25 protein-coding genes and 8 pseudogenes are annotated in these 24,816 nt (G+C 68.7%); 15 read left to right on the forward strand and 18 right to left on the reverse strand.

Translation table 11 applies throughout. The annotated features are described in order from the left end of the window. Positions 1-3 precede the first annotated feature (3 nt). Positions 4-867 carry an LLM class flavin-dependent oxidoreductase gene (locus ABT171_RS38845; RefSeq protein WP_351251263.1) on the forward strand — a complete coding sequence of 288 codons (864 nt, stop codon included), beginning with the start codon at positions 4-6 and terminating at the stop codon, positions 865-867. Positions 868-1,201: 334 nt separating this feature from the next. Further along, positions 1,202-1,357, forward strand: a complete 156-nt coding sequence (locus tag ABT171_RS38850; protein ID WP_351251265.1) for a hypothetical protein — start codon at positions 1,202-1,204, stop codon at positions 1,355-1,357. Between the two features lie 366 nt (positions 1,358-1,723). On the opposite strand, the gene ABT171_RS38855 is transcribed toward ABT171_RS38850, so the two are convergent. Beyond that, the gene (locus ABT171_RS38855; RefSeq protein ID WP_351251267.1) at positions 1,724-2,167 is read right to left on the reverse strand and encodes a Ku protein; all 444 of its coding nucleotides are present in this window, start codon (positions 2,165-2,167) and stop codon (positions 1,724-1,726) included. A gap of 561 nt (positions 2,168-2,728) precedes the next feature. Further along, positions 2,729-3,298: a GNAT family N-acetyltransferase gene (locus ABT171_RS38860; protein ID WP_351251269.1), complete on the reverse strand. Its 570-nt coding sequence runs from the start codon at positions 3,296-3,298 to the stop codon at positions 2,729-2,731. 346 nt (positions 3,299-3,644) lie between these two features. Between ABT171_RS38860 and ABT171_RS38865 the strand changes: the two genes are divergently transcribed. From ABT171_RS38865 to ABT171_RS38875, 3 genes are read left to right on the forward strand one after another with little or no spacing between them, the layout of a single operon-like run. Further along, complete coding sequence (locus ABT171_RS38865; protein ID WP_351251271.1) at positions 3,645-3,962, forward strand: hypothetical protein; 318 nt, start codon at positions 3,645-3,647, stop codon at positions 3,960-3,962. A gap of 47 nt (positions 3,963-4,009) precedes the next feature. Next, positions 4,010-4,807: a hypothetical protein gene (locus ABT171_RS38870; RefSeq protein WP_351251306.1), complete on the forward strand. Its 798-nt coding sequence runs from the start codon at positions 4,010-4,012 to the stop codon at positions 4,805-4,807. Positions 4,808-4,853: 46 nt separating this feature from the next. After that, complete coding sequence (locus ABT171_RS38875) at positions 4,854-5,123, forward strand: SpoIIE family protein phosphatase (RefSeq protein WP_351251272.1); 270 nt, start codon at positions 4,854-4,856, stop codon at positions 5,121-5,123. Between the two features lie 257 nt (positions 5,124-5,380). On the opposite strand, the gene ABT171_RS38880 is transcribed toward ABT171_RS38875, so the two are convergent. Then, positions 5,381-5,914 carry a hypothetical protein gene (locus ABT171_RS38880; protein WP_351251308.1) on the reverse strand — a complete coding sequence of 178 codons (534 nt, stop codon included), beginning with the start codon at positions 5,912-5,914 and terminating at the stop codon, positions 5,381-5,383. Between the two features lie 429 nt (positions 5,915-6,343). After that, positions 6,344-7,824 (reverse strand): annotated as a pseudogene (gene istA, locus ABT171_RS38885) (IS21 family transposase); the annotation flags it as partial. A gap of 333 nt (positions 7,825-8,157) precedes the next feature. On the opposite strand from istA, the gene ABT171_RS38890 reads away from it, so the two are divergent. Then, the gene (locus ABT171_RS38890) at positions 8,158-8,316 is read left to right on the forward strand and encodes a hypothetical protein (protein ID WP_351251274.1); all 159 of its coding nucleotides are present in this window, start codon (positions 8,158-8,160) and stop codon (positions 8,314-8,316) included. 281 nt (positions 8,317-8,597) lie between these two features. Here the strand turns inward: ABT171_RS38890 and ABT171_RS38895 are convergent, their stop codons facing one another. Next, on the reverse strand, positions 8,598-9,011 hold the full coding sequence (locus ABT171_RS38895) for a hypothetical protein (protein ID WP_351251276.1): 414 nt from the start codon (positions 9,009-9,011) through the stop codon (positions 8,598-8,600). Between the two features lie 317 nt (positions 9,012-9,328). On the opposite strand from ABT171_RS38895, the gene ABT171_RS38900 reads away from it, so the two are divergent. Together ABT171_RS38900 and ABT171_RS38905 are read left to right on the forward strand one after the other, a co-directional pair. After that, positions 9,329-9,541: a hypothetical protein gene (locus ABT171_RS38900; RefSeq protein WP_351251278.1), complete on the forward strand. Its 213-nt coding sequence runs from the start codon at positions 9,329-9,331 to the stop codon at positions 9,539-9,541. Positions 9,542-9,666: 125 nt separating this feature from the next. After that, a pseudogene (locus ABT171_RS38905) lies at positions 9,667-9,921 on the forward strand (MFS transporter); the annotation flags it as partial. A gap of 150 nt (positions 9,922-10,071) precedes the next feature. Here ABT171_RS38905 and ABT171_RS38910 read toward each other — a convergent pair. The 4 genes and pseudogenes from ABT171_RS38910 to ABT171_RS38925 form a co-directional block, all read right to left on the reverse strand. Further along, a pseudogene (locus ABT171_RS38910) lies at positions 10,072-10,807 on the reverse strand (transposase). A gap of 223 nt (positions 10,808-11,030) precedes the next feature. Next, positions 11,031-11,219, reverse strand: a complete 189-nt coding sequence (locus ABT171_RS38915; protein ID WP_351251280.1) for a hypothetical protein — start codon at positions 11,217-11,219, stop codon at positions 11,031-11,033. A gap of 229 nt (positions 11,220-11,448) precedes the next feature. Then, positions 11,449-12,705 carry a pyroglutamyl-peptidase I gene (locus ABT171_RS38920; protein WP_351251281.1) on the reverse strand — a complete coding sequence of 419 codons (1,257 nt, stop codon included), beginning with the start codon at positions 12,703-12,705 and terminating at the stop codon, positions 11,449-11,451. Positions 12,706-13,304: 599 nt separating this feature from the next. Next, entirely contained in the window at positions 13,305-13,538 is a 234-nt protein-coding gene (locus tag ABT171_RS38925) for a hypothetical protein (protein WP_351251283.1), read from the reverse strand. Between ABT171_RS38925 and ABT171_RS38930 the strand changes: the two genes are divergently transcribed. After that, the gene (locus ABT171_RS38930) at positions 13,520-14,173 is read left to right on the forward strand and encodes a hypothetical protein (protein ID WP_351251284.1); all 654 of its coding nucleotides are present in this window, start codon (positions 13,520-13,522) and stop codon (positions 14,171-14,173) included. The two genes, ABT171_RS38925 and ABT171_RS38930, sit on opposite strands and share 19 nt — an antisense overlap. 33 nt (positions 14,174-14,206) lie before the next feature. On the opposite strand, the gene ABT171_RS38935 is transcribed toward ABT171_RS38930, so the two are convergent. Together ABT171_RS38935 and ABT171_RS38940 are read right to left on the reverse strand one after the other, a co-directional pair. Continuing rightward, complete coding sequence (locus ABT171_RS38935; RefSeq protein ID WP_351251286.1) at positions 14,207-14,401, reverse strand: DUF5131 family protein; 195 nt, start codon at positions 14,399-14,401, stop codon at positions 14,207-14,209. Between the two features lie 504 nt (positions 14,402-14,905). After that, positions 14,906-15,096 (reverse strand): annotated as a pseudogene (locus ABT171_RS38940) (IS256 family transposase); the annotation flags it as partial. A 156-nt stretch (positions 15,097-15,252) separates the two neighbouring features. Between ABT171_RS38940 and ABT171_RS38945 the strand changes: the two are divergent. The 3 genes and pseudogenes from ABT171_RS38945 to ABT171_RS38955 all read left to right on the forward strand — a co-directional run. Continuing rightward, complete coding sequence (locus ABT171_RS38945; protein ID WP_351251288.1) at positions 15,253-15,735, forward strand: DUF3592 domain-containing protein; 483 nt, start codon at positions 15,253-15,255, stop codon at positions 15,733-15,735. A gap of 52 nt (positions 15,736-15,787) precedes the next feature. Beyond that, positions 15,788-16,062 (forward strand): annotated as a pseudogene (locus tag ABT171_RS38950) (transposase); the annotation flags it as partial. After that, positions 16,059-17,588 (forward strand): annotated as a pseudogene (locus ABT171_RS38955) (DUF4158 domain-containing protein); the annotation flags it as partial. The pseudogenes ABT171_RS38950 and ABT171_RS38955, both read left to right, overlap by 4 nt. A 663-nt stretch (positions 17,589-18,251) precedes the next feature. Here the strand turns inward: ABT171_RS38955 and ABT171_RS38960 are convergent. Beyond that, on the reverse strand, positions 18,252-18,872 hold the full coding sequence (locus ABT171_RS38960; RefSeq protein ID WP_351251290.1) for a LuxR C-terminal-related transcriptional regulator: 621 nt from the start codon (positions 18,870-18,872) through the stop codon (positions 18,252-18,254). Between the two features lie 166 nt (positions 18,873-19,038). On the opposite strand from ABT171_RS38960, the pseudogene ABT171_RS42060 reads away from it, so the two are divergent. Both ABT171_RS42060 and ABT171_RS38970 read left to right on the forward strand, forming a co-directional pair. After that, positions 19,039-19,170 (forward strand): annotated as a pseudogene (locus tag ABT171_RS42060) (IS630 family transposase); the annotation flags it as partial. Positions 19,171-19,885: 715 nt separating this feature from the next. Further along, positions 19,886-20,353 carry an AbfB domain-containing protein gene (locus ABT171_RS38970; RefSeq protein WP_351251294.1) on the forward strand — a complete coding sequence of 156 codons (468 nt, stop codon included), beginning with the start codon at positions 19,886-19,888 and terminating at the stop codon, positions 20,351-20,353. A 115-nt stretch (positions 20,354-20,468) separates the two neighbouring features. Here the strand turns inward: ABT171_RS38970 and ABT171_RS38975 are convergent, their stop codons facing one another. Together ABT171_RS38975 and ABT171_RS38980 are read right to left on the reverse strand one after the other, a co-directional pair. Further along, positions 20,469-21,308, reverse strand: coding sequence for a hypothetical protein (locus tag ABT171_RS38975; protein WP_351251296.1), 840 nt, complete (start codon positions 21,306-21,308; stop codon positions 20,469-20,471). Then, entirely contained in the window at positions 21,301-21,603 is a 303-nt protein-coding gene (locus ABT171_RS38980; protein WP_351251298.1) for a hypothetical protein, read from the reverse strand. Before ABT171_RS38980 ends, ABT171_RS38975 begins: the two co-directional genes overlap by 8 nt. A gap of 56 nt (positions 21,604-21,659) precedes the next feature. Here ABT171_RS38980 and ABT171_RS38985 point away from each other — a divergent pair, with 56 nt between their 5' ends. Continuing rightward, a complete protein-coding gene (locus ABT171_RS38985) occupies positions 21,660-21,824 on the forward strand; it encodes a hypothetical protein (protein WP_351251300.1) in 165 nt (54 codons plus the stop codon). 154 nt (positions 21,825-21,978) lie between these two features. Here ABT171_RS38985 and ABT171_RS38990 read toward each other — a convergent pair whose 3' ends face one another. The 4 genes and pseudogenes from ABT171_RS38990 to ABT171_RS39005 all read right to left on the reverse strand — a co-directional run bounded on the left by ABT171_RS38990 (position 21,979) and on the right by ABT171_RS39005 (position 24,457). Then, positions 21,979-22,878 carry a hypothetical protein gene (locus tag ABT171_RS38990; RefSeq protein ID WP_351251310.1) on the reverse strand — a complete coding sequence of 300 codons (900 nt, stop codon included), beginning with the start codon at positions 22,876-22,878 and terminating at the stop codon, positions 21,979-21,981. Positions 22,879-22,949: 71 nt separating this feature from the next. After that, a pseudogene (locus tag ABT171_RS38995) lies at positions 22,950-23,399 on the reverse strand (terminase large subunit domain-containing protein); the annotation flags it as partial. Positions 23,400-23,527: 128 nt separating this feature from the next. Beyond that, complete coding sequence (locus tag ABT171_RS39000) at positions 23,528-23,977, reverse strand: hypothetical protein (RefSeq protein ID WP_351251302.1); 450 nt, start codon at positions 23,975-23,977, stop codon at positions 23,528-23,530. Positions 23,978-24,112: 135 nt separating this feature from the next. After that, positions 24,113-24,457, reverse strand: a complete 345-nt coding sequence (locus tag ABT171_RS39005) for a hypothetical protein (protein WP_351251304.1) — start codon at positions 24,455-24,457, stop codon at positions 24,113-24,115. Between the last annotated feature and the right edge of the window lie 359 nt (positions 24,458-24,816).

Consider the following 24,816-nt stretch of genomic DNA (forward strand, 5'->3'; position numbering starts at 1 on the left):
GGGATGCGCTTCTCCATCAACATACCGAACTTCGGTGACTTCGCCGACCCCCGTAACGTCGCGACCGTCGCGGCTGCCGCCGAACAGGCTGGCTGGAACGGACTCTTCGTCTGGGACCACGTACTGCACCGACAGCACCAGGGGCGTCCCTTCGGAGATCCCTGGATGCTGCTGACCGCGGCCGCGCTGGCCACCTCCCGGATCCGACTGGGCACACTGCTGACGCCGGTCCCCCGTTACCGTCCGCAGCAACTTGCCCGCCAAGTGGCCACCCTGGACCACCTCAGCGGCGGCCGGGTGACCTTCGCCGCCGGCCTGGGCGGTCCGGTCGAGGACGAGTACCGCAGCTTCGGCGACACCGCCGAGCCGCGCCTCCTCGCCGAGCGGCTGGACGAGGGAGTGGAGCTGTTGCGGCGCTTCTGGTCCGGCGAGCCGGTGAACCACCACGGCCAGCACTACGAGGTCCGGGACGTGGCGCTGCTGCCCGCCACCGTGCAACGGCCCGGACCGCCAGTGTGGATCGGCGGGTTCTGGCCGCGTCGTGCGCCCATGCGGAGGGCAGCGCGGTGGGACGGCGCGGTGCCGCTCTTCGAGGCGGCCCGGCACGGGCATGTGCCGGACGTGGCGGATGTACACGAGCTGGTCGGCTATGTGCGCAAGCACCGTACGGCCGAGGCCGAGCGCCCCTTTGAGTTCGTGCTCGGCGGTGCCACACCCCCGGACGCGGCCAAAGCCAGGGACGTGATCGGCCCGCTGCACGACGCCGGCGCCACCTGGTGGGACGAGCGACAGGTCCAGACCGGCTCCGACCTGGACCGCCTCTCTCCGGTGCTGCGTCGCATCGAGGCGGGGCCGCCGGTGATTTGATCAGCCGTTCGAGGTTGTGCCGGACGCGTTCAGCATCCCCCTGGGGAATCGTGACCGCACGGGTGGGGAATTACATGACGCTGGTCATGCGGGTCGTGGGGAAATGCGTGACCGCCGACAACATTCCCTCCGCATGCTGCTGCCGCTTGCCGCTCGCGCGCGCTGCTCAACGCAGGCGGCTCAAGCGGAGGCTTCCCGTAGCCCGGTTCGGGTGGAACACGACGCGGCTCGCCAGCTGCGTGCATACACCGGGCCGGCCGCTCGGGCGCTCCATCCGATCGGACGGCAAGCCTGATCGTCCGTGGCGTGCACCCGCCGCTTAGGATCCGTGTTCGTGGCAGAGGTCCCCGATGAGTCGATCCGACTGGAACGATCCGCCGAGGAAGAGCGCGCGAAGCTCGCCGGCCTCGCCGGCGACGACTACGACGCCCAATGGCGGCGCTGGCGCGAGGCGTCCCAGGCCGTGAAGAAGGCCGTGCGGCACGCCTAGGAAGACCAGGCCGTCGAATAGCCCTCGCGCATTACCGCTCGTCGGGCCAGGAGGCCAGCACATCGCCGCTCTCCTCGTCGACGAGAGACAGCCCGTTCGTACCCGCCCACCCAGCCCCGGAACTTGTCCTGAGCCGCCTCCTCACTCCCCCACCAGCCGTGCTGCACCGGCCGACCCTCGGAAGCGAGCAGCAGGTGGCAGCGGCCTGGACTGGTCACCTCTCCACCGCCCAGGCCACTGATCAGGCAGTGCTCTTGCTACGACGTCGTCCGCTGCGGGCGAGAGCGTCGATGAGCTCCTCACGGCTCATCTTCGACCGGCCGGCAACACCCTGATCAGTAGCCCGCTGGCACAGCTCCGCCTTGCTCAGCTTCTGCAGCTCGCGCTTGCCTCCAACGCCGCTGCCGCGTGAGCGAGCCGATGCCGCCCCGGCCTTCTTCCGTGGCGCCTTCCGCGCTTGCCGCGCGGCGCGATGTAGTAGGTCCGGTCGAAGTACACCGGCTCAATGGCGTCCAGGCCGACGAAGTCGCTGATGTCGATGGTCTGCGAGAGGCCCGGCGCGATCTCGTCCAGCTCGTCGGACTCGGCCACGACGTACTGGCTCTCCTCCAGTTCGAAGCCTTTGACGATGTCACTGGTGTCGACCTCATCCTCGGTGCGCTCATTCACCCGCCGGTTGCGGATCCGGCCGGAGGTGCCCCGCTGCATCTGGTGGAAGTGGACCGAGTGATCCTCAGTCGCCGTGTAGAGGACGTCGGGCACGGTGACAAGCCCGAACGTGATCACCCTGGTCCAGATCGCCCGCGCCACGACCATCTCTCCGTCCCGTCCGACCAGCACCAGCCGGGTGCGCCCTGATGCGTCTCCACGCTCGCACTGCTGCCTGCCTGACGCGCGCCGGACAGCGGCGGCAGGCGCCCCCCCCCGGCGGCAGGGCATGCACGCGCGCCGTAACCTTCCTGCACCGTCGGCGTTGGGCACGACAACGCGTACGGGACGTCATCCCCCGTGGACGCGTTCGCGAACGAGGGGCCCGAACCATGCCCGGCTTTCGGGCCCCTCCCACCACCGGCGCCCAAGCGGCGTTGCACGCGGTGAAGAACGCCATCTGACAGCGTCGCCGTGACCGCCTCCGCCTCTCTTTCGCGCGACTCCGCGTACGGCTCGAAGGAGCCTGGCTGTCCCCCAGAGTGGCCGCATCACACATAAGTTGTGCCAGAGCCCCCGCCGACTGTCGACGGCCATGGAACTCCCCCGTGAAGTGGGTTCGGCATCAGATAATTCCCCACCCTCACGATCACGTTTCCCCAAGGGGATGACGGTCGCGCCGGGCGACGTACGGGCCTTCGCTGTCAGCCGTCGGCAGGCTGCTCAAGGGCAGGGCATGCTCATGTAGAGGGCTTGTTCACCCGATGAGGGTGTGCCGTCGTAGAGCGTCGTGTCCAGGCCACAGAAGGTGAATCCCATCCGCTGGTAGGCGTGGATCGCCGGGGCGTTGATGTTGGTGACTTCCAGCCAGATGTGCCCGGCACCGGACTCACTGGCGAACTTGACGGCGTGGCCGATCAGGGCGCGGCCGACGCCCCGACCCCGATGTGCCGGCGCGATTTCGATGTCCTCGATGGCCAGCCGTCGGTTCCACGAAGCGTAGGAGACAGTAGCAAAGCCTGCCAGACTGCCGTCGGTGCCGATGGCGACAAAGGTGCGGCTGTTCAGATCCCCTTCGGCTACGGGGGCATCGGCGTCGTCGGTGTTCTCGGCTGGGAAGACCTTGTGGATGGGCGGGTCCACCGGGATTTCCTGGAGGGCGAACCCATTCTTGGAGACGGTCACCTGGAAGATGGTGTGGGTGGTGAAGGACCCGTCGAGTGCCTCGATGGCCTCGGTGTCCTCAGGCCGGGCAGTGCGGAACTCGTAGCCCATGTCGTCAACGGTCGTCATGGCATGAACTTATGACCGGTCCGACCGACATGGATCGAGTTCTGAACGGCCTGCACCCCGGGCTGCCGAGCAAGCCGCGGCGACCAGCGCACCTGAGGCAGATCAATGCGCCAGCCCTTGCTGAAGATCAATCTCTTCACCACCATGGGATGGCTTGAGCGTTTTGTGATTCGCTATCTGAATCCTCCTGACTGGCCATGGGTAGCGCGGAGTCCGAGATCGAGGATCCTGGTCGTCGCGGAGCTGCTCATGTTCCTCGTCCCGTGGTTCGCAAGGCCGATGGGCAGCCCGGAGCATTCACTGGTACGCGGGCCGCTCGAAGAGCGCGCTGGCCACGTCACTGGGGGTGGACCGCAAGACGGTCGGGAAGTACCTGGCCCCGGTCGGAGGCATCCGGGATCCCCCCAGGCGGGCCGCCGATGAGCGAGGCCGACTGGTCGAAACTGATCAAGAAGTGGTTCCGGGGCTGACCGACAGACGGCTGCGGCAGGTGACCTGGCCGGAGATCGACAAGCACCGCGACTACATCAAGAACCTGCACCTGGCCGACCAGATCAGCCAGTACGACCCGGCCGAACTCGTCGGCGTCTCGTGCATCGCCGTCGAGGCGGCCGCCGTGCAGGACGGTTCGGGCGAAGCAGGAATCGGAGCCCAGGCAGGCTAGTGTCATGATCAGCACAATCGCACACGGCTCGAAGGGGGGTGGTGACGATGGGCATCCTGCTGTTCAACGTGACCACGGCAGCACTGATGGTGCTGATGTTCAACGGCGGTCTGGCCCTGGTCGGCCAGAGCACACTGGGCCAGCGGCGGATCCCCTGGGCCGGCGTCGGTCTGACCGGGCTCGCGCTCGCCGGTGTGGCCCTCCAGCTCTGTTGGTCTGGGGCGATGGGCGCGCTCGACGCGGACCCGTCGAAGTCCGGTTGGTGGCGCGTGATCACCTCGGTCTTCATGCAGAACGGCGGCATCGGCGGGGCGGCCTGGAACATCGCCACCCTCGCCGCCGTCGTCGCCTTCGCCGACTGGTTCTGGGGTGCACCGCTGACACTCGGCCTGTTCACCGCAGGCATCCTGCTGCCGGAGCAGATCGACAAACTGTGGGGCCAGACCTCCCACAGCACCGACCCCCGCAACTTCGCCGGCAGCTCCGGTGCCACCTACTTCCTGGGCGCGACCCTGGCCGCGGCCCTGCTGCTGCGCGGCGGCGCCGACGAGAACTCGGGCAAAGCCGCCGGGAAGGGCTCCGACGAGGAGAGCGCGAGCCGTGGCAAGGCCGTCCACAAGAACCGGGTGCTGGCGCTCGGCGTGCCGGTGCTCGGGCTGGCGATGTGGTTCGCGCAGGAGAACGGGCACGGACTGGTCTCCGGCTACGGCTTCGCCATCGGCGCACTCGCCTGGGCCGCGTTCCGCACCGTCCTGCAGCCGGAGCGCGACCTCCGGCAGCCGCCGCGCACGACGGTCGCCTCGCTGACCGGACTCATCGGTCGGCAGACCAACAGCACCGGCTAGGCCGGCCGGTCGTACCTCCCGCAGCCTCGCCGCTCATCGGCTCAGCGTGCCCCGGGCCAGCGTCACCGAGCCCCTGCCCGCCCAGTCCACCGTGCTGTTGTACACCGACGGACTCATCGGACGCCATGGCGCACCCCTCGACCGCAGCCTCACCCACCTACGCCAGCATGCCGCTGCCCTCGCCCGCGAAACACCCGACACCTTCTGCGACGTACTCCTCACCGGCCTCGCCCCCGACAACACCGACGACGTCGCCCTCCTCGCCCTTCGCCTTGCACCCGCCGGCCCCCTCAGCACACGGCAGTCGCAGACGTAGAACCGTCCAACCGCACACCGGCACACGCGGCAGCCGGTCAGGAAGCCTTCACCCACACTCCACTGTCCCGATCCGTCTGCACCGCATAACCGGCCTGCATGCCAAAAGGGCTTGGCGCAGCGCGGCCCGGACGCCGTCGTACTCCGCGAGCTGACGCGCGGCCGGATCGAGCTCCTGCTGCGTCGGCAGCCAGCCCACTATGAAACGTACACACGCGTTGCGGACACGCAGTACTGCCTGGTGCGGCCGGGGGCACGTCAGATGCTGAGGTCATCGATGACCTCGCTTACCCGGCGGGTCGGGAAGCGGGTCCACCGCGGCGTGGGGGCCAGCTGGTCGACCGCCGCGCCCAGCCACTGGCGGTCACCGAGGCGGTGCACGGCCTTCGCCTTGGACGTCTGCCGGAACAGGTCGCTCACCAAGAGCATGTGCACGTAGGTGTAAGGCCGATCGTGGTGGGTGTAGTTCACCGACCAGGGTTCGTACGGATGGCGAAGGATCCCTCCTACAGAGCAACTGCTGCGGCCACCGTTCACGTTGCCGCCACTGAGCGCGGCGGCGACGCTGACGGCGCCAGCGGTACGGGTGGCCTGCCACGCCCGTGAGCTCGCTCTCACCCACAGCTCCATGACCCTGGCCCACGGGATGACGGCGCGCGGTTGCGGGAGTCCGCGCTCGTGGTGCTCCATGCCGTCGGCGGTGAGGACCAGGCACGAGCCCTTCCCGCGCTTCGGATCCCCGATGACCCAACGGTCCCCGACCAGTTCCAGCGGCCCCAGGTACTGAGCCATGTTCTCCCGTCGGTCGTGTGTTCGCCCCGTCCGAAACCTGTCCCCCCGGCCGCCCCCTCCGATGGGGTATCGGTCGAGGTCCGTAAGAACGAGAGCGAAGCCCTGATCTTGACTTGTCCACGCTAGATCAAGCGCCGGGACGGAAGGTCGGCGGCAGGGGAAGGTGGGGCCTTTCAGGGCGCGAGCCCATGCAGTGGGGGGGTCTTGCGCTCGGGTGTCTGCGGTCGAAGGCGCGGATTCTCTCCAGGCTGAGGCAGGGATCACTGGGGCCACGACATCGACCGGGACCTGAGGCTGGTTGCCGAGGGGCGGTGACAGCGGCCAGGACCTGGGCGCCGCCAGGCAGTCGGTATAGGGCCGGGTCGGTGTGGCTGCCGTGGGTGATCGGCAACACGGCGATGTCCTTGGCCAGGGCGCGGGGCAGGTACTGGAGGCGGGTTGGGTGGGCAGGCCGAAGGAGGACCAGGCGGAGGTGCCGGGCTGGAGGGAGTGTTCCTCGCTGCGGCGGACGGGTTCGGTGTGTTCGCGGGTGGCCTGGTAGTCGACGATGGACAGCAGGTCCTTGTCCGCGAAGCGTGCGGTAACCGCGGCGGTGCCCAGGGCCCGGTCGACCTCGGCCACCGAGCAGAGCTTGGACGGTGCGACGGCCTCGGCCATCTTCGCCTTGATGCGGCGGACCCCAACCGCCCCGGCTTCGACCAGCCAGGATGCTGCCCCGGGACCGAGCTGGAGGAAGGCAGCCTCTTGTGCCGAAGTGGCCTTCGGGGTGCGGTCGTTGTCCTTGTTCCCCCGCGGCGGGTAGTGGGCGTCGTCCAGGACCGGGTGCCGGGCTGGCCACGGCGGTGGCGGGCGGCCTCGCGGGCCGAGCCGTCCTCGCCGACCGCGGTGACGATCAGTTCGTCGCCGTGGAAGCGGGCCCATACCCGGTTGTCGATCAGTTCGTGCGGGACGGGGTAGCGGACCCCTTCGACCGAGATCGTGGACTCCCAGTTCACCCGGCGGGTGGTGCCGAACACGGCGGTGAACGGCCTCCTCGGCAGCGGGTGCAGCCGCTGTCGTTCCTCGGCGAGCCGCTCGATGGGCTTGCGCCGAGTCGACCGGTGGATGCGGGAGTTGACCTCGTCGCAGAACGCCCGGCAGGCCGCCTCCAGCTCGCCGAAGGCCTTGTAGTCCTTGCGCAGGTTGACGTCCTTGGGCACCAGGTCGGCCTTCGCGATGCGGACCTTCGCCTCGGAACCGCCCTTCGTCTCCGGGTCCGCGGGCAAGCAGGTGCGTATGGTCGTGCCGTAGTGCCGGGCGACCTCGACGATCTCCGGGTTGCGGACCGCGATCCCGGCGACGTGATCGGTGGTGACCGTCTTCTCGTTGTCCGTCAGGACGTAGGCCGGCACTCCGCCGATGCGGCGGAACGTCGCGTCCAGACAGGAGGTGACCGTCGGCAGCGTCTTGTCCCAGATCGGGATCACGATCCGGAAGCGGGACCAGGCCAGCCAGGCGCACCACAGGATGGTTTTGCAGCCCTGGATGGTCGACCCGTTGCCGAAGTCGTACTGGATCCACAGGCCCGGCTCGGTCACCCACGGCCGATAGACCCGCCGTCGACCGGCCCTGAACTGGGCTTTCACCTCGGCAACGGTGCGGCGGGTGGTGCGTTCCCCGCCGGTGAAGCCCATCGCGACGATCCTCTTGTGCACCACGTCCGCGCGGATCTTGCCGTGCGAACGGACCACCAGTTCCTCGATCTTCGGCAGATAGTCGTCGATCGCGCGGGCCCGGTGACGGCGCTGGTCGGGGTGCTGGCCGGCGGCCCGCATCTTCACATAGCGAGCCACCGTGTGGTGGTCGACGCCGGTCAGCTCGGCCGCAGCGCGGTAACTGCCCGTGAGGTCGTACGCATCAAGGATCTCCATGATCTCCCTGCTGTCTTCACCCGCCCGAGCCTCGCCGAGCGGGATGCGTCCAATGCGAGCGGGGAGTTATCTGGCCGTACGGGGGAAACCCGTGGCCATGTGGGGCGGTAAGTGGCTGCCTACGGGGAGCTTGTCATGGCCACCGTCAACCGGCTTCCCCCACTTCGCTGTGCACACCCAACGCCCTCGACCACCACCTCGAACACACCAGCAAAACAAGTCACTCGGCCCACCCCACCCCACCCCCCGGACCCTGAAATGAGAACCGCCCCGGACAAGAACGCAAGAGCTTCCAGCTCGTCCACTGACAGCTGGCCCACGAGCGCGGAACACGTGATCACGTTTTTCGCGATCGTGGTCAACGAGCTGGGTGCGGACCGAGCGGCGCAGTGGTTCGTGGCGGCCCGCCGGGCACACCTGCACGTGGTGGCCGGGGATCAGGCCCGCGACTACCAGTTCGGCTTCCGCCCATCTGGACACCGAGATCGGTGACGACCGCGGGCCGTCTCTCGACCGGGCGCAGTCGAAGAACACTGCCGCGTCAGCACCAGCATCCCCTGCGGCAGCGTGCGAAGCGATGAAGGCCCTGCCATCAGCTGATCAGTGACACAGACAGGCATGTCCACGGGAGAAGCCGAGGGTTGATGACACAGGTCGGCCCTGCCCGACTGTCCCGTCTCAACGGAGTTTGACCAGTCTCACCGAAGTTTGATCGACGTGCGGGGGTGGGCTGGTCCAAGGATTGATGAAGCCAGGTGAAGAGGAGTCACCCCTTACGGGCTCTCGGGGTCGGCGTCCCCAGCTCGCGCGGCGGCCGCCGCCCCCAGCAGCAGCCAGCCGTCGGCCTCCACCGCCCGCCGCTCCCCCGGCTGCCACCCACGGGCCAGCGCCACGTCGAGCAGAGCCCGGACGGCGCCCGGCTCGTGCAGGTTCAGGTCTGCACCCTGGGTGAAGCCCACGTCCCCGGAGCCGAAGGGGGCCCCGCCCGGGATGTACCGGCCAGGCCCGTCGGCAAAAACAATGCGCAGCGGGCCGCCGGTGCCGGCCGGCTGCGGGGACAGGGTGAGGATTTGGCGGCAGTCCACGGACCGGCCATCGTGGTCCCTTCGGTGGCTGTGGCGCATCGTCCACATGTACACGCGCCCGTCGGCGACCAGTCGGCGGGGCTTCTTCGAACGGCGAGGCACGCAGCCGAGGGTACGCAGCCTGATCCACAAGACATACACCCGTGCCCAGTGGCAGCCCGACAGCGGCCGCGGAAGGCCGGAGCGTGGGCATGTACACCACCGACGCACACCCCCTGGTGACGATCGCCCGATCGTCCATGCCTTCCTCGTCTGGGCCTGGCGTGACGATCTCGGCAAGGCCCCGAGGGCGCTCGAAGGCAAGGCGAAACGAGGCGGGGGGACGGCGATCGTGGGACTCCGGATCTCAGTGGCAGAGCCTTTGCCGATTTCGGCGCGGGCCGGGTGAACACCTTCCGCTCCGCCCGTACGACTCCGACATGTACGCCTACGGTCACGTCGACGGGCCCGCCAACGAGTGCAAGGTGGATCTGTGGCAGGTGAACACTCGGACTGGCGGCAGCACGCACACCGGCTGGGGAGGCGGGGTGAACACCTGGCCGGAGTACCACAACGACGGTGTACACGAGCTCTCCGTAGAGGTCTGGGACATCAACACCAACCAGGTCGCCTGGGGTCCTTGGGTTTTCTGATCTGCCCGAGCTGAGGGAGAGTGAGCATTTCTCCTCCCTCGGGGCTCGTACGCCATCCAGGTGCCGGGCCGAACCGTGCCGGCCCGGCACCAGCACTGCTCTGCGCAAGACCTGCTCACCCGAAGTTGCCGACCGGGTTCGGACGGCTGTGGACTGCGCAGACGGTGCCCTCGCTCGGTGACGGGGTAACGCAGGCCGCGCTCCGCTGCTCGCGTTGACGTTGACGCGGGATCCGATGGCGCTCGCCGCCGTCACGGCCGCCGGGCCCGTGCGTAGCTGCTCTTCGGGATGCTCGGCGGTGCGTGGGACCGCCGGCGCACGATGTGGGTCACGGACACAGCACGTGAGTGCCGCTCGCGATACCGGCGGAAACAGCGGCCAGGACTGCTCCGACGAAGGCCAGAACTCTCCACCGGACAGCTGCGGTGCCAAGACACGCCTTGTGGAGGTCGATGCGTAAGTGCGGCAGCACAGTCTCACCTTGTGCTCGGGGTGACGAATCACTTTTCTACGGGCGGCCCTTACAGCGCCTAACACAATGAGCCGATTTGTCGGTGGGTGACGAGGCAGCAGGCGAGTTTGAGGTACGCCTCGTGGATGTCGGATCTGCGTTCCCAGCGGATGCGTAGGCGGCGGAAGCCGTGCAGCCAGGCGAAGGTCCGCTCGACCACCCACCGGTAGGTGCCCAGTCCGGTGCTGTGTCGTGTTCCGCGGCGGTCGATGGCCGGCACGATGCCGCGAGCGCGGACCTGGTCGCGGTAGATGTCGTGGTCGTAGCCGCGGTCGGCGAAGAGGGAGTCGGGCTTGCGGCGGGGACGGCCGATGCGGCCGCGGACCGGCGGGATTGCATGAGCAGGGGCAGGAGCCGGGCGACGTCGGCCCGCCCCCGGTCGACCGGCGAGGGGCCCGTGTGCTGCCCCCATTTAACGCCCTGACGTGGGAGGAGTCGACCACGCAGCGGGACCAGTCCAGCCGCGAGGCGGCGTTGAGCTCGGCGAGCAGGACCTCATGCAGCCGTTGCCAGACGCCGGCCTCGTTCCAGTCCCGCAGACGGCGCCAGCCGGTCATGCCCGGGCCGAAGCCGAGATCCTGCGGCAGGTACTCCCACTGGATGCCCGTGTGCAGGACGTAGAGAATCCCGCACAGCACCTCACGGTCCGGCAGCGGTTTACGAACCGGGTAGCGAAAGCGACGCTCGCGCTGCGGCAGCAACGGCTCCAGGCGATCCCACAGCTCATCCGACACAATCCACGGCGACGTCCCCACACCGGACCGAACGCTCAACTCCTGCCATGGACACGGCGGCCAGGGCGAATCCACCTCATTGTGTGAGCCGTTGTAAGCCGAGGATCTCCTACATCTCGACCCTGATGCTCATTCGCGCGTTCTACCTCGACATCGCGCAGTGGGCAGCCGAAGATCCGGCCCGATGGAGCCCCTGGGACGTTGGGGGCCCTGGCGACAAGCCAACGGATCATTCGAAGTTAGTTCAGAGAAGATCGGTGTAGAGCTTCGTGGTCAACTGGCCGCCACAGCCGCCCAGCAACAGACCGCACCAGAACGTGTCGTCCGCGTGCCGACGACGAAAAGCGTCCAGCTCGATGGCCTCCAACGGCAGCATCAGCGGCATCTCCGAGTCCGCACTGCCCAGCACCGCCCAGTTGGCGCTCCAGACCACACCTGCCGAAACCCGCAGCGCCGTGGACGGAGCGCCGCTGCGCCTCGCCGTACGGCCGCAGCCGTCCGTCCTCCGGCTTGCTCCATCGCAATCCGCGGCACGACCCGGGCCAGGTCGGCCTGGGCGGCGCGGATCGCGGCCTGAGGGTGGGTGCCAAGAGTGAGGCGGGTCGTCACGACGATCACCGTACGGACAGCCAGGCAACGATCGCCCGCTCTCGCACAGGAGATCACTTTCTGACGAGCGTGGCGTCCGCCGCCACCATAACGATGGCTCGCACCTGGTCGATGATGTCCAGCCGGTTGCGCACGAACTCCGGATCGGTGACCGCTCCGGTCGCGGGGTCAGTGTTGCCGACGCCGAACTGCAGGACCGGGGTGTGCACATGGCCGCCGGGAAGCGTGTCGTGCAGGCCCAGCCGGTCCCGGAGCAGCGTGGCCCGGTAGGCGATCTCGTTGGAGAGGTAGTTGCCGCCGCCCCCGGCGCGGGCCGTGGAGCCGGGGGTCGGGCCGTCCGGTCGTACGACGGGATCGGTGCCGCCCGCCGGGATCTCGGTCACCTCCGTGTCGTCGTACACCGGGAACCGGCCCGTGTGTGCGGCCACGATGGCGGTGTAGGGCAGTGTCGTGGTCGTCCACTGCGGTTGGCTGGCCGGATCCGTGACCGGGACAGTCTCCGTCCGAGAGACGTTGTCGTTGTCCGGGAAGCCGCCTCGCCAGGCCCCGTTGGTGCGCTCGATGTCGAACCGGCCGGCCCGGCCCTGGCTCACGGTCGTGAACAGGTCCACCTTCGGCAGGTACGGCCGCAGCGTCCGCTCCACCGTGCCATCGGCAAAGTCCTGCCAGCGCACAGGAAACACGACAGTCTCGATCTGCGCGGGCCCCTCCGCGGTCTCGACGACCGTACCGTCGAGCGCGAGCGCGGTCGCCCCGGACGGGTTGGAGATACGGATGTCCCGGTCGAGGGTGAAGGGATCGAACCCGGTGAGAAGGATGCGCTTCACGTGCGCGTGCCCGGGATACCGGATGTCGGTCTGCCCGCGCGAGGTTCGCTCCAACTGATCCAGCAAGGTGTCCCGCTGGGCGTCCGTGATTGCAAACTCCGGCTCCCAGGTGCGCAACTCCAGTGTCATCCCCAACCGGGCCCAGTACAGAGGCCGGTCGTCGTCCCGGCTGAGATCACCGCCCGTCGGCCCCTGCTCCTGCGCCCGTGCCACGGCCCGCCGCCACAGCGCGGACCCGTCCCGTACGACGATCCGTCGGGCTTGCGGGAAAGAGTGGCTGCTGGCCAGCTCACTTGCGAACTCCGGTGCCACGTCGTCGAATCCGGAGCGCCGGAGGATCTCCTGCGGTACGGGCCTGTCGAGCCGCAGTTCCTCGACGGTGGGCGAAGGTGTCGTCGGAACGGCAGTGGCCGTAGTGGGCACGGACAGGCCGGTGAACAGGGCAAGCCCAAGGATGCCGAGTCGAACACGTATGCATTTCAAGGCGGTTCGAGTCCTTCCATCGCCGTGGGACACGTGGTGCGGCGGGCACCGGAAGTATCCCGTGGCGCAAGTGACCCACGCCACGGTTCGGGCGATCTTCCCGGCCTCCGTATGCCACCCCCGCCGCGGCAACCTTGGTCCCCTGCCGCTGAGCGAGGCATCAGCTGCGCCAGCCCGGGTGGTTGCCGGACGGGCCAGCGGTAAGAAGATCGTGCTCACCCCTGAGTAGCCGACGACCTGAGCAGGAACATCCAAGGTGCTGCACATGGTCCACCAGACGCCCGGTGAACAGCCTTCTGGCCGATGTTTCGCCGCACCGGTCGATGCGGTCGAAGCCCAGCTGCCGGTCCTTTATAGCGCGGAGTCACCCGTCACGGACGACGCGACCTGGGGTGTCAGACCGACCGCGCTTCGTCCTCGATCCGTACGACGACGAAGAGGTCACCCGGCGCGCCACCGTTTCTACCGGGCCAGCCCATTCCTCTAACCGGCAGGAGGCAGCAGAACGGGTGGACCGAGGAACCAAGGCAGTCACCTGGGGAGATCCCGGCTCTGGACGCTGGCCGAGTGGTCTTGTCCGGCCATTACGCTGTGCTTCACTACCCCGTGATCAGACGGATACGTCCGGATGGGGGGTGGCGATGTCGTCGGGGGATCAGGTCGTCGAGCGCGCCGTCCGGGAGCCGCTGTTCCTCTTTCTGGACCCGTGCGGACTGGTCCTGCCGCAGGAGCGCCTCGTCGATGTCCTCGCGCGCAAGCGCCCGCAGAGACGGCAGGCGACCGAGTTGCTGATGAATTTCAGCATGATGGCTGTGTGGCGCCTGGGCGGGCACGTCCGCTCCCCAAGGGCAACGAGAGGTCACTTCAGCGGTTCGATGACCTGTGCGGCGGGACGTGGTGGCGGGAGTACTTCGCCGACGCGGTGGCCTCACGTGACGAGGAGGGTGCGGCCGAGAACGCGATCGAGGCGGTGGCGGCCGAGTACGCCCGTCGTCTGGAACGGCGCACAGGGATGCTCGTGCAGTCAGTGCCGGTGTCGCACTCGCCGCGCAAACGGGCCGTGTACCGGTTGGGGTTCGCTGCCCGCAGCCCGTACAGCCTGTGGGTGTGCGGGGACGCCGTGACCCGGGCCCGGGCCACGTGGTGGGAGACGCCCGAGGAGCGCGAGGACGACGAGGGGCTGTTCACCATGGCCTCAGTGACCCGCCCGGACCCGAAGGAAGTCGAGGCCAAGGCGGTGCCGGAGATCGCTGAAAACCTGGCGAAACCGTTGTTGCGGATCCGGCGGCCCGTCAAGGTTGTCGACCACCCCCTGGAGATCTTCGGGGCCTACTACGGGCAGGTCACCGAGCCGGTGGTGCGTCAGGCCGTGCGGCTCCTGCACGAGCAGGGCCGGACGCCCAGCAACGGGGTGGATGTGAAGAGGACCCGGGAGATCACCGTCTGTCCCGGCAACCCCGCCGCCTGACGTTGTGGCCCCGGGCCGCAACGGACCGATCGGTCAGGCCGCGGCCGGCAACGGCATCTGGTCCCAGGTCCGGCCTTCCAGCAGGCGGCCTCCGGCCTTCGGAGTACGGCCGCCCCACTGCTTGAAGAAGAAGGCGACGCCGGCGTCCTGGCAGGTGTCACGGATCTGGGTGACCCAGGCTTCGTCGAGTGGCCGGTGTCCTGGACCGGACTCGCCGCCGGCGATCACCCAGTGCGGCCTGCTCGATCATGGCCGGCTCACCGGCTGGCTCGGGGAACGCCCGGCGGGGGAGCCCGGTTCTGCCGCTCCACCGCCTGAGCGATGGCCGGGTCCGCCCGGAACGGCGGCGCGGCCTGGCGGTGCGCTGCAAGGGCACGACGGTAGCCGTCCGACGGCGTCCGGCGCTGCACCGGCGCGGTCCGCTGCGGGTCTGGGACGGCGTCCGCCGCGTCGGGGCTAGCCTTCCCGGGCGCGGGCGGCAGAACGTGCAGGGCGCAGACGTTCGCGTCCGGCACCCGCTCGTTGGCCGCTTCGATCAGCTGCGGTGCCCTCCAGCGCAGCTTCGTGCCGTACGCGGGAGCGTCGGGGGCGACGTCCAGGCGGCCGGTTCCCGGCGTTCGCTGGCTCCGGCGAAGACGATGGCGTCGTAGTCCTTCGCGGTCAGCGGCCGCCCGGTGGGCTCGGCCCGGGGGTCCGCGGCGGTCGCTACCTCGGCCCGGGGGTGGAATCGGTCTCGCCCTCCAGAGCGGACTCCAGGAGCCGCTTGGTCAGCTGCCGCAGCAGTCCGCCCTCGCCGGTCAGCTGCAGGCCTCTGCCTGGGCCCGGCTCACCAGGTCGTCGATCAGCTGGTCGTCCACGGCCTCGGCCGACAGAGCCTCTGCCGACTCGCCAGCCTTGTGCTCGGCCACGTTCTCACTGGTCAGCGATGCATCTTCCGTGATCGGGAGACCGAACGATTTACAGTCCCAGGGCGGGAGCGCCATGACCCAGTTGCCTGGGATAGCGTCCCTTGGAGCGGAACAAGCGGGAGGGCTTTCGTGCACATTGGGGTACGTGGGCAGCGTGGTCGCCGGTGGATTATGTACGGGTTCGTCGGGGTCGGAACGCTGTTTTTCGTCATCGGGCTGATCCTCGCGGGGCAGTCGGTCTCGTTCCTGACCGATGCGGAGCGTGCCCAGGGCACGGTGGTGGCCCTGGAGTGGCGCAACGACCACGTTGGCGCATCCCGCCGGAATGGTGACGACGACCGGCCCGTGGCGTACCCGGTGGTCGAGTTCACGTCGAAGGATGGCACGCGAAGGACGTTCCGGGACTCCACCGGTTCCAGTCCGTCGGCGTACGACAAAGGTGAACGGGTCCAGGTGCTCTACCGCGCCGATTCCCCCCAGGACGCGCGGATCGACGGGTTCGCCTCGCTGTGGATGTTGCCGCTGGTCTTCGGAGGGCTCGGGTTGGTTTTCGCGGCGGTCGGGACGATCGTTGTATTCAAGTCACGGAGACGTTCCGAGGCCATACCTTCGATGAAGGTGATGTCCTCCTCCTGCCGGTCAGGAGGGCGGTGAGGTGGCCGATGCTGGTCAACCCGATGTCCGGGTCAGCGATGAAGGCGGCCGGGTCGAGCAGGCAGCCACCCTCGGCATCGACATGGAAATCACCGCCCGCACCCCTGGGGCCAGGGGATTCACCCCCACCCGAGGCGGTGGGCGGTCGAGCGGACCTACGGCTGGCTGATGCTCCACCGACGTCTCGCCCGTGACTACGAAACCCTGTCAGCCGGCTCCGAAGCCATGATCCACCTCACCATGACCGACCTCATGGCCCGCCGCCTCACCGGCGAGAACACCATCTCCTGGCGAGACCCGACACCACAGACCAAGCAAGATCGCTGAGCGGCTCCGTGCGCCGATGGCTTCACGCTCACCGGGACTGGAGCGGGTCCTTCTTCCTGGACGACGAGGACCGCAAGCTGATCGCGAAGCGGCGCGGGGACCACAGTCGGCTCAGTTTCGCTCTCCAGATGTGGACCGTGCGCTGCATCGGCCGGTTCCTCCCGGACGACCCGCTGGACGTGCCGTGGGTCGTGGTCGAGCACCTGGCCGCGCAGCTCGACATCGAAGACGTCTCGTGCGTGAAGCGGTTCACCGAGCGCTAGCCGACGGCGTACGAGCACGCCTGGGCGATCCGAGGCGCCTATGAGTACCGCGAGTACGAGGACGCGGAGTGGTCTCGGCGGTTTGTCGCAGGTGCCGCCGCCGCGCCGACGCGGACGACCGGGACGGCGTTTGCCCGCGCGCTGGAGCGGGTGGACGAGACCGGCGCCTACCGGCTGGGGCGGTTGAAGCTGTCGCAGATCCCGCCCAACCGGATGGCGGCGCTGGCCCGGTACGCGCTGGGGTCGAAGGCGCCACTGCTGGAGCGGGCGGCGGAGCCCAAGCGCACGGCGATGCTCACCGCGGTGATGCGGCACCTGGAGGCGAAGGCGATTGACAAGGCCCTGGACCTGTTCCAGGTCCTCATGGCCACCCGGCTGCTGAACACAGCAAAGCGGAAGACGGAGAAGGAGCGGCTGTCGACGCTGCCGCAGCTGGAGAAGGCGTCGCGCACGCTCGCGCGGGCGGCAAAGGTGCTGTTCGAGGAGCTGGAGCTGGTCGAGGAGCACGGCGCGGACCTGGACGTGGCCGCGCTGTGGGTGGCGGTCGAGGAAGTCGCCCCGCGCGCCGCCCTGATGACCGCCGCGGCCACCGTGGTGACCCCTGGTGCCCGAGGGCGAGAACACGGCCGACATCGCGATGCGGACTGCGCTGGCGACCCGCTATGCCGCGGTGCGCCCGTTCCTCGCGCTGCTCGGCGAGTCGAAGGCGCTGGACGCGGCAAGCGCGGGCAAGCGGGTCCTGGCCGGGTCCGCGGGCTGCCAGCGCTGGCGCGGTGGAAGGTGTGGGTGAAGCCTCTGCTGCCGCGCGAGGTGGACGACAAGCTGGTGCCGCCCGCGTGGCGCAAGGCGGTGTACGCCAACCCCGACCTGCCGCAGGGCGCGGTCGACCGGGACGCGTACGCGGTGTGCGTGCTGGAGCAGCTGCACCGGGCCCTGAACAACCGCGACGTGTTCGCCTCGCCGTCGCACCGCTGGTCCAACCCGCGCGCCCGCCTGCGGGACGGGCCCGGCTGGGATGCGGTCGAGGAGGACGTGCTGGCCGGGCTGAGCCTGAACATGCCCGTGACCGAGCACCTGGCGGCGGGGCTGGTGCGCGGGCTGGACGCGGGGTGGAAGCAGCTCGCCGAACGCCTGGAAGAGGCGGGGCCGGCGGCGAAGGTGTCCATCGACGTGCAGGACGACAAACGGGTGAAGCTCAACGTCGACAAGCTCGGCGCGCTTGGCGAGCCGAAGTCCCTGACCTGGCTGCGCAAGCGGGTCGACGGCCGCGCCATCGTTGACCCTGCCTCGTTCGACGAACAGTGGTTCAGCTGCCCCTACGGTTCGATGTTCCGTACGAAGGTCGTCGAGGTGTCGGCGGGCCGTGTGATCTTGAAGGCGTCCGTGTACGAATTGTCCTTGCAAGTCACCGTGGCTACGGCGTCTCGGCCCTTCTTGGCGATGTTCTTGAAGGTCACCGAGTACCTGTTGTCGCTGGCCACGGTCCTGCTGTCGTCGGTTTGAGATTCCTTGCTCGTAGTTATCGTCACACTGACGGGAGAGGCGTCGTTCTCGCAGTCAGCGACCTTGCCGGTGACCGTGACCGTCTTGCTGTTCGGGTCAGCGGCTGCTGGCCCCACTGCTGCGAGCGAGGCCACGGGTCAGAGGCAGCACTGCTGCGGTGGCGAGAATTGCGCGGCGATTACGCATGGATTCTCCTATTTTGCTGGCACACGAGCGAATGACTGCGATATGAGCGGAATGCGAAGAGATGTGGCAGCAAGGGGCGCCGTCAAAGGCGTGGCATGCCCCGGAATGAATGCCGATTCGCTCTTTCCGACTGTCGCGGCGAAGTGCCTGGCCGACGAAGTGAGTTGCCCCTACCAAGGTCCTTGCTCCGGCTAAGCCGGTCAAGGGATTCAACTACCCACGCGTCACGGGGCAGGACTACCCACCTTGGTCGGTGAGCCCGTACTCGATCGCCAGCCGGGTGAGCTCGGAACGGCGCCGGGCCCCCGCCTTCTCGCCGATTCGGTCCAGGTGCGATTGGACGGTGTGCTTGCTGATGGACAGCCGACCGGCGATCTTGTGATCGGTCGCGCCGTGGGCGACCAGCCTGAGGATCTCCTGCTCCCGCTCCGTGAAGTGAGGCGATCGCCTGAGCAAGTGGCCAGCCGGTACGGACACGTAACCGCGGCCCGCGCCGGCGGCCCTGATCGCCGTCAGGAGTTCTTCCCCCTCGGCCCGCCGGCTCAGGTAGCCGCTGGCACCCGCCCGGATCACCTGAACCGCGTCGATCTGAGGCGAGGACGACACGACGACGACGGCGTGCCCCCGGTCCCGCAGCCTCGCCACGGCCGCGGCGAGGCTGCCGGCGGGCTGCTGCAGGTCCATCAGGACCACATCCACACCGCGCAGTCCGCCGTCCAGGCCCTCGATGGAGGAGGCGGTGGCGACCAGGTGGAGGTCGGTAGCGGAGCCGATCAGTTGCGAGATGCCGTGCCGGAAGACGGGGCAGTCTCCGATGACCGCGATGCGCGTCGCGGCACTCGCCGCGCCATCGCTCATGGCATCTCCGATCTCGCACGCGGGCACCCCGCCCTCAGCCTCCCTTGGGAGCAGAGACTGTGGCGCGTCGGATTAGCCCGTCCGGCGGTGTCCCGGAGTTACTGACCTCTGCGGCGTGATGTCGTTGAGGGCTGACGAAGCGTGATCGTTGCGGTATGCCGGTTGTGTGAGATATCCGCAGGGTGGTGGGCTGGCGCCTGAACGGCAGGCGTTTCGCGAGCGGATCCGGCTGGAGGCCGCGGAGCGATTCGCTGCGGGTGCCTCCAACGCCGAGGTCGCGCCAGCTCAGCGAGCGTCTCGGCAACGGCTTCCTTGTGTCCCCCGGCGTTCGGCTCGTCCGGGGCGGTCGCGTCCTCCACGGAGGCGATCTGCCGATCCAGTCCAGTGAGGTTGGCGAACTGGTCGAGAGTCGCGCCGCCGTTGACGGTCAGCTGCAGGGGCTCGGCCAGGAGCTTGGCACGCCGCTCGTACAGCACCTCCAGAGCCACAGCCCTCGCAGTGCCAAGCCGGGCGTAGCGGGCCTGCAGATCGATCTGGTCGGTGTCAGGGCCCAGCTGCGCCAGGAGCCAGGCCAGTACTGCAGAGTCCACGGGCGCGTCCTTCCGGGTAGCGGCCCGGCCCGACACCCCCGCGCGTGGAACAGAGGGTGCCGGGCCGGGCCTGGCTGAGCTACTCGTCGGCCTGCTTACGGGTCTGGGACCGGGGCTTGGCCTTGGTCTCCGTCTTCGCGCCGGCGTCCGGGTCGCCGCCGTGGGCGGCGGCTGATCGTCACTAGCCTTGCGTGCCGGAGAGGACCAGGTCGCGGACTCAGTTCACCGCCTGCTGCCCTGTGCCCATATCCTGTCCCCGGAAGTAACGGCCTGGCGAGTTCCCACAAGCCATCCGGAACAATCTGCCCCGTGTATCCCGCCCATGGCCAGACCAACGAGTCCCCCTCACATAGGCGGCGCCGGGGCCGATATGCGGCTTCGCGGGGCGGGGCGCATGATGGGGCTGAGGGAAGGAGAGGCATCATGCCCAAGCTTTCGCTGTTTTCCAACAACTTCCCGGATTTCTTCATCGTCGAACGGAGCGGCGACGTCGATATCTCCAAGATCGAAACGGACGAGGACCGGCGCAACGCCACTTTCGAGTGGACCGGCCCCGCGTTGGACTTCGGCGAAACGGGACGGCTGGTGCGAGCCACTCTCCCGCTGGGCTTCTGTCTGCGGATCGACGCGCTGGAGGGGTTCCGCGTAGTCGGCAAGTTCTTCACCGGGATCATCGACCCCGACGTCGCGGAAGAGGTTCGTGAGGATTCGACTTTTGTCCTTGAAAGAGCGGAGATCGACCCGAACCAGGCCTCGTTCCGGTCCGTACGGTTCCCCGACCGTTTCCTCCGGCACCGGGACTTCCACCTCTTCGCCGAACCGGTGAACACCCCCGGAGAGCTCCAGGACGCGTGCTTCAGGATCGCCCCGCCGCTCTCCTCAGAGGCGTGACGGGTCATCACGCCACGGCGCTGCTGCTGGCGATGGCCTACCCGACCGCGCGCCGGGATTGGAGATAAGGGCATGGTGATCCTCGCAACCGCCGAAACGGCGTGCGGCGTGGCGACTACTGGCTCTGCTGCGCCGGAACCTGGGCCCCAGCCTGAGCCGTACGCCGGAGACGCCCCGGCTTGGTAGCGCCGACCTGGGCCGCGCTCGCAGCCAACGAGCCGCGGTGCATCTCCTTGCCACTTTCCAGCACGTCGGCCAACACCTGCTCCAGCATCGCCACCCTGCGGTCCTCGGGCAGCGAGTCGGCGATGCGTTCGGCTGTGAGGAAGTAACCGTTCAGAACAGGCTGGTTGAAGTACTCGTTGAGCTGCTGCAAGGCACGCTCGTAGGTCTGCATGTAGGTGCGGCTCAGGTACGCGGTGAATGCACTGCCGACCATAGCAACCGTGCCCACGAACAGGCGATCTCCTTGAGCGTTCAAGCGCCAGCCAGCCGCGAAGGCGACGACCAGGATGACAAGGCCGACACCCATTGCGAACCGGCTACTGCGGTACGCCTTCGTCGCCTGCTCGGTTGCAATGCCGTGATACCGGTCCAGCAGAACCCGATTGAAGTTGATGAGACTAGGCAGCTCCATCTTCTCCCGGAGCCGTTCAGCGGCCGACTCCAGTACTTCCCGCTCGCGGGCGGCCTCTTGCAGCCTGACCCTCCTGGCACGCCACCAGACCAAGAAAGCCCCGATCACCAACATGGCGATCGCAGCTATCACTGCGGGCCACACCCACGGCTGCAGGGGCTTGGCCCCCTTCTGATTGGTCCTCTGGATCAGCCACACCAAGCTGGCAGCCGCTCCGCCCCCGATAAAGATGGCCGTCCAGCCGAGGGGACTGTCGTCTTGCACACCGAAGAGGGCGTTCAGTTGCTTCGCGAGGTGGTCGGCGTTCTTCTCACTCATCGTGCGTCCTTCTGATCCCTGCCGGAGCGTCAGATGGTAGCGGCCGAGCCACGGACGTTGAGGCGACTCTACTGGCGGCGACCGAGCGTGCGGGCAGCAGCGGCACCTGCTGCACGGGGTCGGCTTCGGGCAGGCCCAGGTACTCGCGCACCACCCCGTTGTCGCCGGTCGCGTCCGCGAGGCGAGCGGCCTGATCGAAGGCCCGCTTCTGGATGCGTTCGATCTCCTCGGCGATGTCCTCGATGGGGTATCCGGCTTCCTGCAGCATGCGCACGGCGGTCTCCAGGGAGAACACCCCGGCCTCGTAGCCCTGCACGACGTCGTTGAGGACGGTGGTGCGTCGGTGGGGGTGTGCGCACCCCACACGAGGCGGGCGGGCAGCGACTCGCCAGCGGGCCACTCCTGGCCGGCCTGGTGCAGGCGCTGCACCAGGCGCAGCAGCAGCTGGTTGTGGTCGCGGGCCAGCCGCATCCCGCCGACGAGCGAGTCGAGCGGGCCAAGGGCGATCTGCAGTGAGTACCCGTTGGGCAGCTTGGCCGGATCCAGGCTGCCGAGCCGGCCGCGGTCAGGCGCGTGTTCGCGGCGAGCCGGTCGAGCAGGTGGTCGACGCGCTGACGCAGTTCGGCGAGCTGCGCGGAGGTGTCCAGGGTGTCCATGCGGCCGTTGTCGTTCAGCTCCCATACGCTGCCGGCCTCCACCCGTACGGGCAGCGGCTGTCCGGTGGTGCGGTCGATGGGCAGCCGCGCCCCGGCGAGGGCCACAATCGGTGTACCCGTGGTCGACGAGGCGGACGCGCTGTCGGTGTCGGTGGCGGCCAGCTCGTACAGCTGGGCGATCGGTTCGGCCCGCAGGCGTTTGCCGACCTTGGCGGTGACTTCGAGGACACGGGGCGTGAGGACGCCGTTCGTGGAGCTTCGCGGCGCAGTTGCTCCCACGCCTGGGAGAGGACCTGGCGGGCCATGTCGCCGCCGTAGTTGGACTCGACGACGATCGCGTCGGCCTTCAGGGCGAGGGCGAGCAGGCAGGCCGTGCGGCCCCAGTCGTTCGCGCCCATACTCCCGGAGCGATCCTCGAGGACGTACAGGTGGCCGTCGTAGCCGCGTACTGCGCCGATGATGCCGGTCTCGTCGCCGATCGCGGACTCTCCGCCGGCAGGGTCGACGGCGACGATGACACGGGCCATGTCGAGGCCGCCGAACTCGACGGTGGTGATGCGGTGGTCGGTGATCCAGGCCCGCTGCCACACGCCGCCCTCGGGCGGGTGGGGCTTCTGCTGGTAGAGCGCGGCCCAGACGCGTTCGCCGACGCGGCGGCGGGTGGTGGCGTGGTGCTCGGCGTCGAAGCGTTCGGGCCACCGCGGTTCGCCGATCTTGCGGCCAAGCGGGTCGGTGTCGCTGTCGGCGAGCGCGGGCAGGTCGATGATCTTCCACTCGTTGGCCTGTGCGTCGGCGAGGATGCGGCCGGCGAGGTCGTCTTCGTTCCAGCGGGTCTGGATGACACAGATCGCGCCGTCCGGCTCCAGGCGGCTTTGCAGGACGCTCTGCCACCATTCCCAGGTCTTGCGGCGCATGCTCGGGGGGCGGCAGAGGCCATGTCCTGTACGGGGTCGTCGACGAGCGCGATGGTGGCACCCTTGCCTGTGAGGCTGCCACCGATGCCTGCTGCGACCAGGCCGCCCTGGTGGCCTGCAATGTCGAAGCGCATCGCCGCGCGCGAGGACGGGTTGAGGTGGATGCCGAGGTCGTCGCCCCAGGTCTCGATGACGTGGCGGATCCACCGGGAGTGCTCCTCGGCGAGGTCCCCGCTGTAGCCGGCGATCATGACGCGGCGGTCGGGGTGCTGGCGCAGGTACCACAGCGGTGCCCAGCGAGGGGCCCGGCGCGACTTCCCGTGCCGGGGCGGCATGGTGATCATCACGCGGTCGGCGCGTCCCTCGGCCATGTCGATCCACGCCTGTTCAATGAGGTGGAGGTGGCGGGCCTGCATCTCGCGGCGCTCGGTGAGGATGGCGGCCAGGGCGCCGGGCGAGGCGTCCATAACGATGGTGCGTTCGATGCGGGCGGGCTGGGCTCGCAGCTCGGAGGAGGCCATCGCGGCGATGGCGCGGCGCAGCGCCGGCGGCTTGTGTCGGTAGGCGGCGAGCAGCTGGGCTTCGCGTTCGGGGCTACTCGTCCGAGCCACGCGGGGCCTCCTCGGATATGTCGATCAGGGCTTCGAGTTCATCGAGGGCGACCGCGGTCAGTTCGCTGCCGGTGGCGGCCGGGGCGACGATCTCGGTCCTGGACGGCTTCTCGATCGAGGCCGTTCATGCGGGCGCGGCGCTCCAAGATCCGTAGGGCGCGGTCGATGGCGGGGAGGTCGCCGTCCTTGACGGCCTGCCGGTAGGCGACGAAGAACAGCCGGTCCAGGCGCAGGTTCTCCACGGCGCGCAGCTCGTCGGCTTTCTCGTCCTGCTCGGTGGTGCGCTCCTTGAGGGCCTGGCGGACGTCCTTGCATGCGGCGTGGATGAGCTGGTCGTCGCTGGGTGGTTCGAGGCCCTTGTTGTACCGGTCGATGCCGTAGCCCTGTGGGCAGGCGATCCGGTCGGAGTTCACGGCCGGGTCGGCGGCGAGCTTGCGGCCGACGGTGAGCCAGTCCACGTCGGCCAGGCGCAGGTCGATGGCGTCCACTCGCCGCTGTGCGATGGCGGCGCGCGCGGCCTTGTCGGGGCGTACCGCCGGCAGGATTCCTCTCGCTGCTGCGCGCCCGCACGCCGAGGAACATGATGGCACTGCAGGATCCGGCGTAGGCGCCGGCGAGCGGACCTACCGGGATCGTGTGCGGTTCTGCGGCGGGCGGGGCATGGTGTCTCGGGTTGTGTGGTTGGTAGGCAGAGCCGCGACGCGCAGGCCATCCTGCGGCCACTGGAACAGGCAGAACGTCTCGGGTGCGGTGTCGCTCGGGCGCACGCGCACCTGATGGAGGACTCGGCCGGCCGCCCAGGCCTGCCGGGAGACGACGGTTGCCCTGCGCCACGCGCGCTGCGAGAGGACTTCGAGGGCCGGGGCCCCGCCCGGCAGGTAGGTCGTGACCTTCGGTTCGGGCCCGTCCGTGTCCCGGCGCCACGGGCGGGCCGGTACGGGTTCGGGGATGCTACCGGTGTCGCTCACGCGTTCGACGCGTACGCCGCGTCCGGGCCACTCGGCAGCGCGGCCCGGCGTTGTCCCGCGCCACTGGATCTTGACCGTTTGCCATCGGACTTTGACGGACGCGAGTTTGTGTCATGGGAGTTTGATCACCTCAGGTCAGCGACTCAGCGCACCTTCGGTGCGCGCCGGGGGCGTGGTAAATCCCGTGGCGCGCTGGAGGTGCTTCTGTCTGCCCTGACGGCCATCTGCACGGGTGCAGCCTGTCGTCACCGTTCCGTCACAAGTGGTCGCCGCACGGAACCCTGCCGCTCTCCCGCCCTGTCTGCACTCACGTACCAATGACCACGCGTACCGCGGGGCAACAACCGACGACCGAATCC

The organism is Streptomyces sp. NPDC001851, assembly GCF_040297165.1.
Classification (GTDB): Bacteria; Actinomycetota; Actinomycetes; order Streptomycetales; family Streptomycetaceae; genus Streptomyces.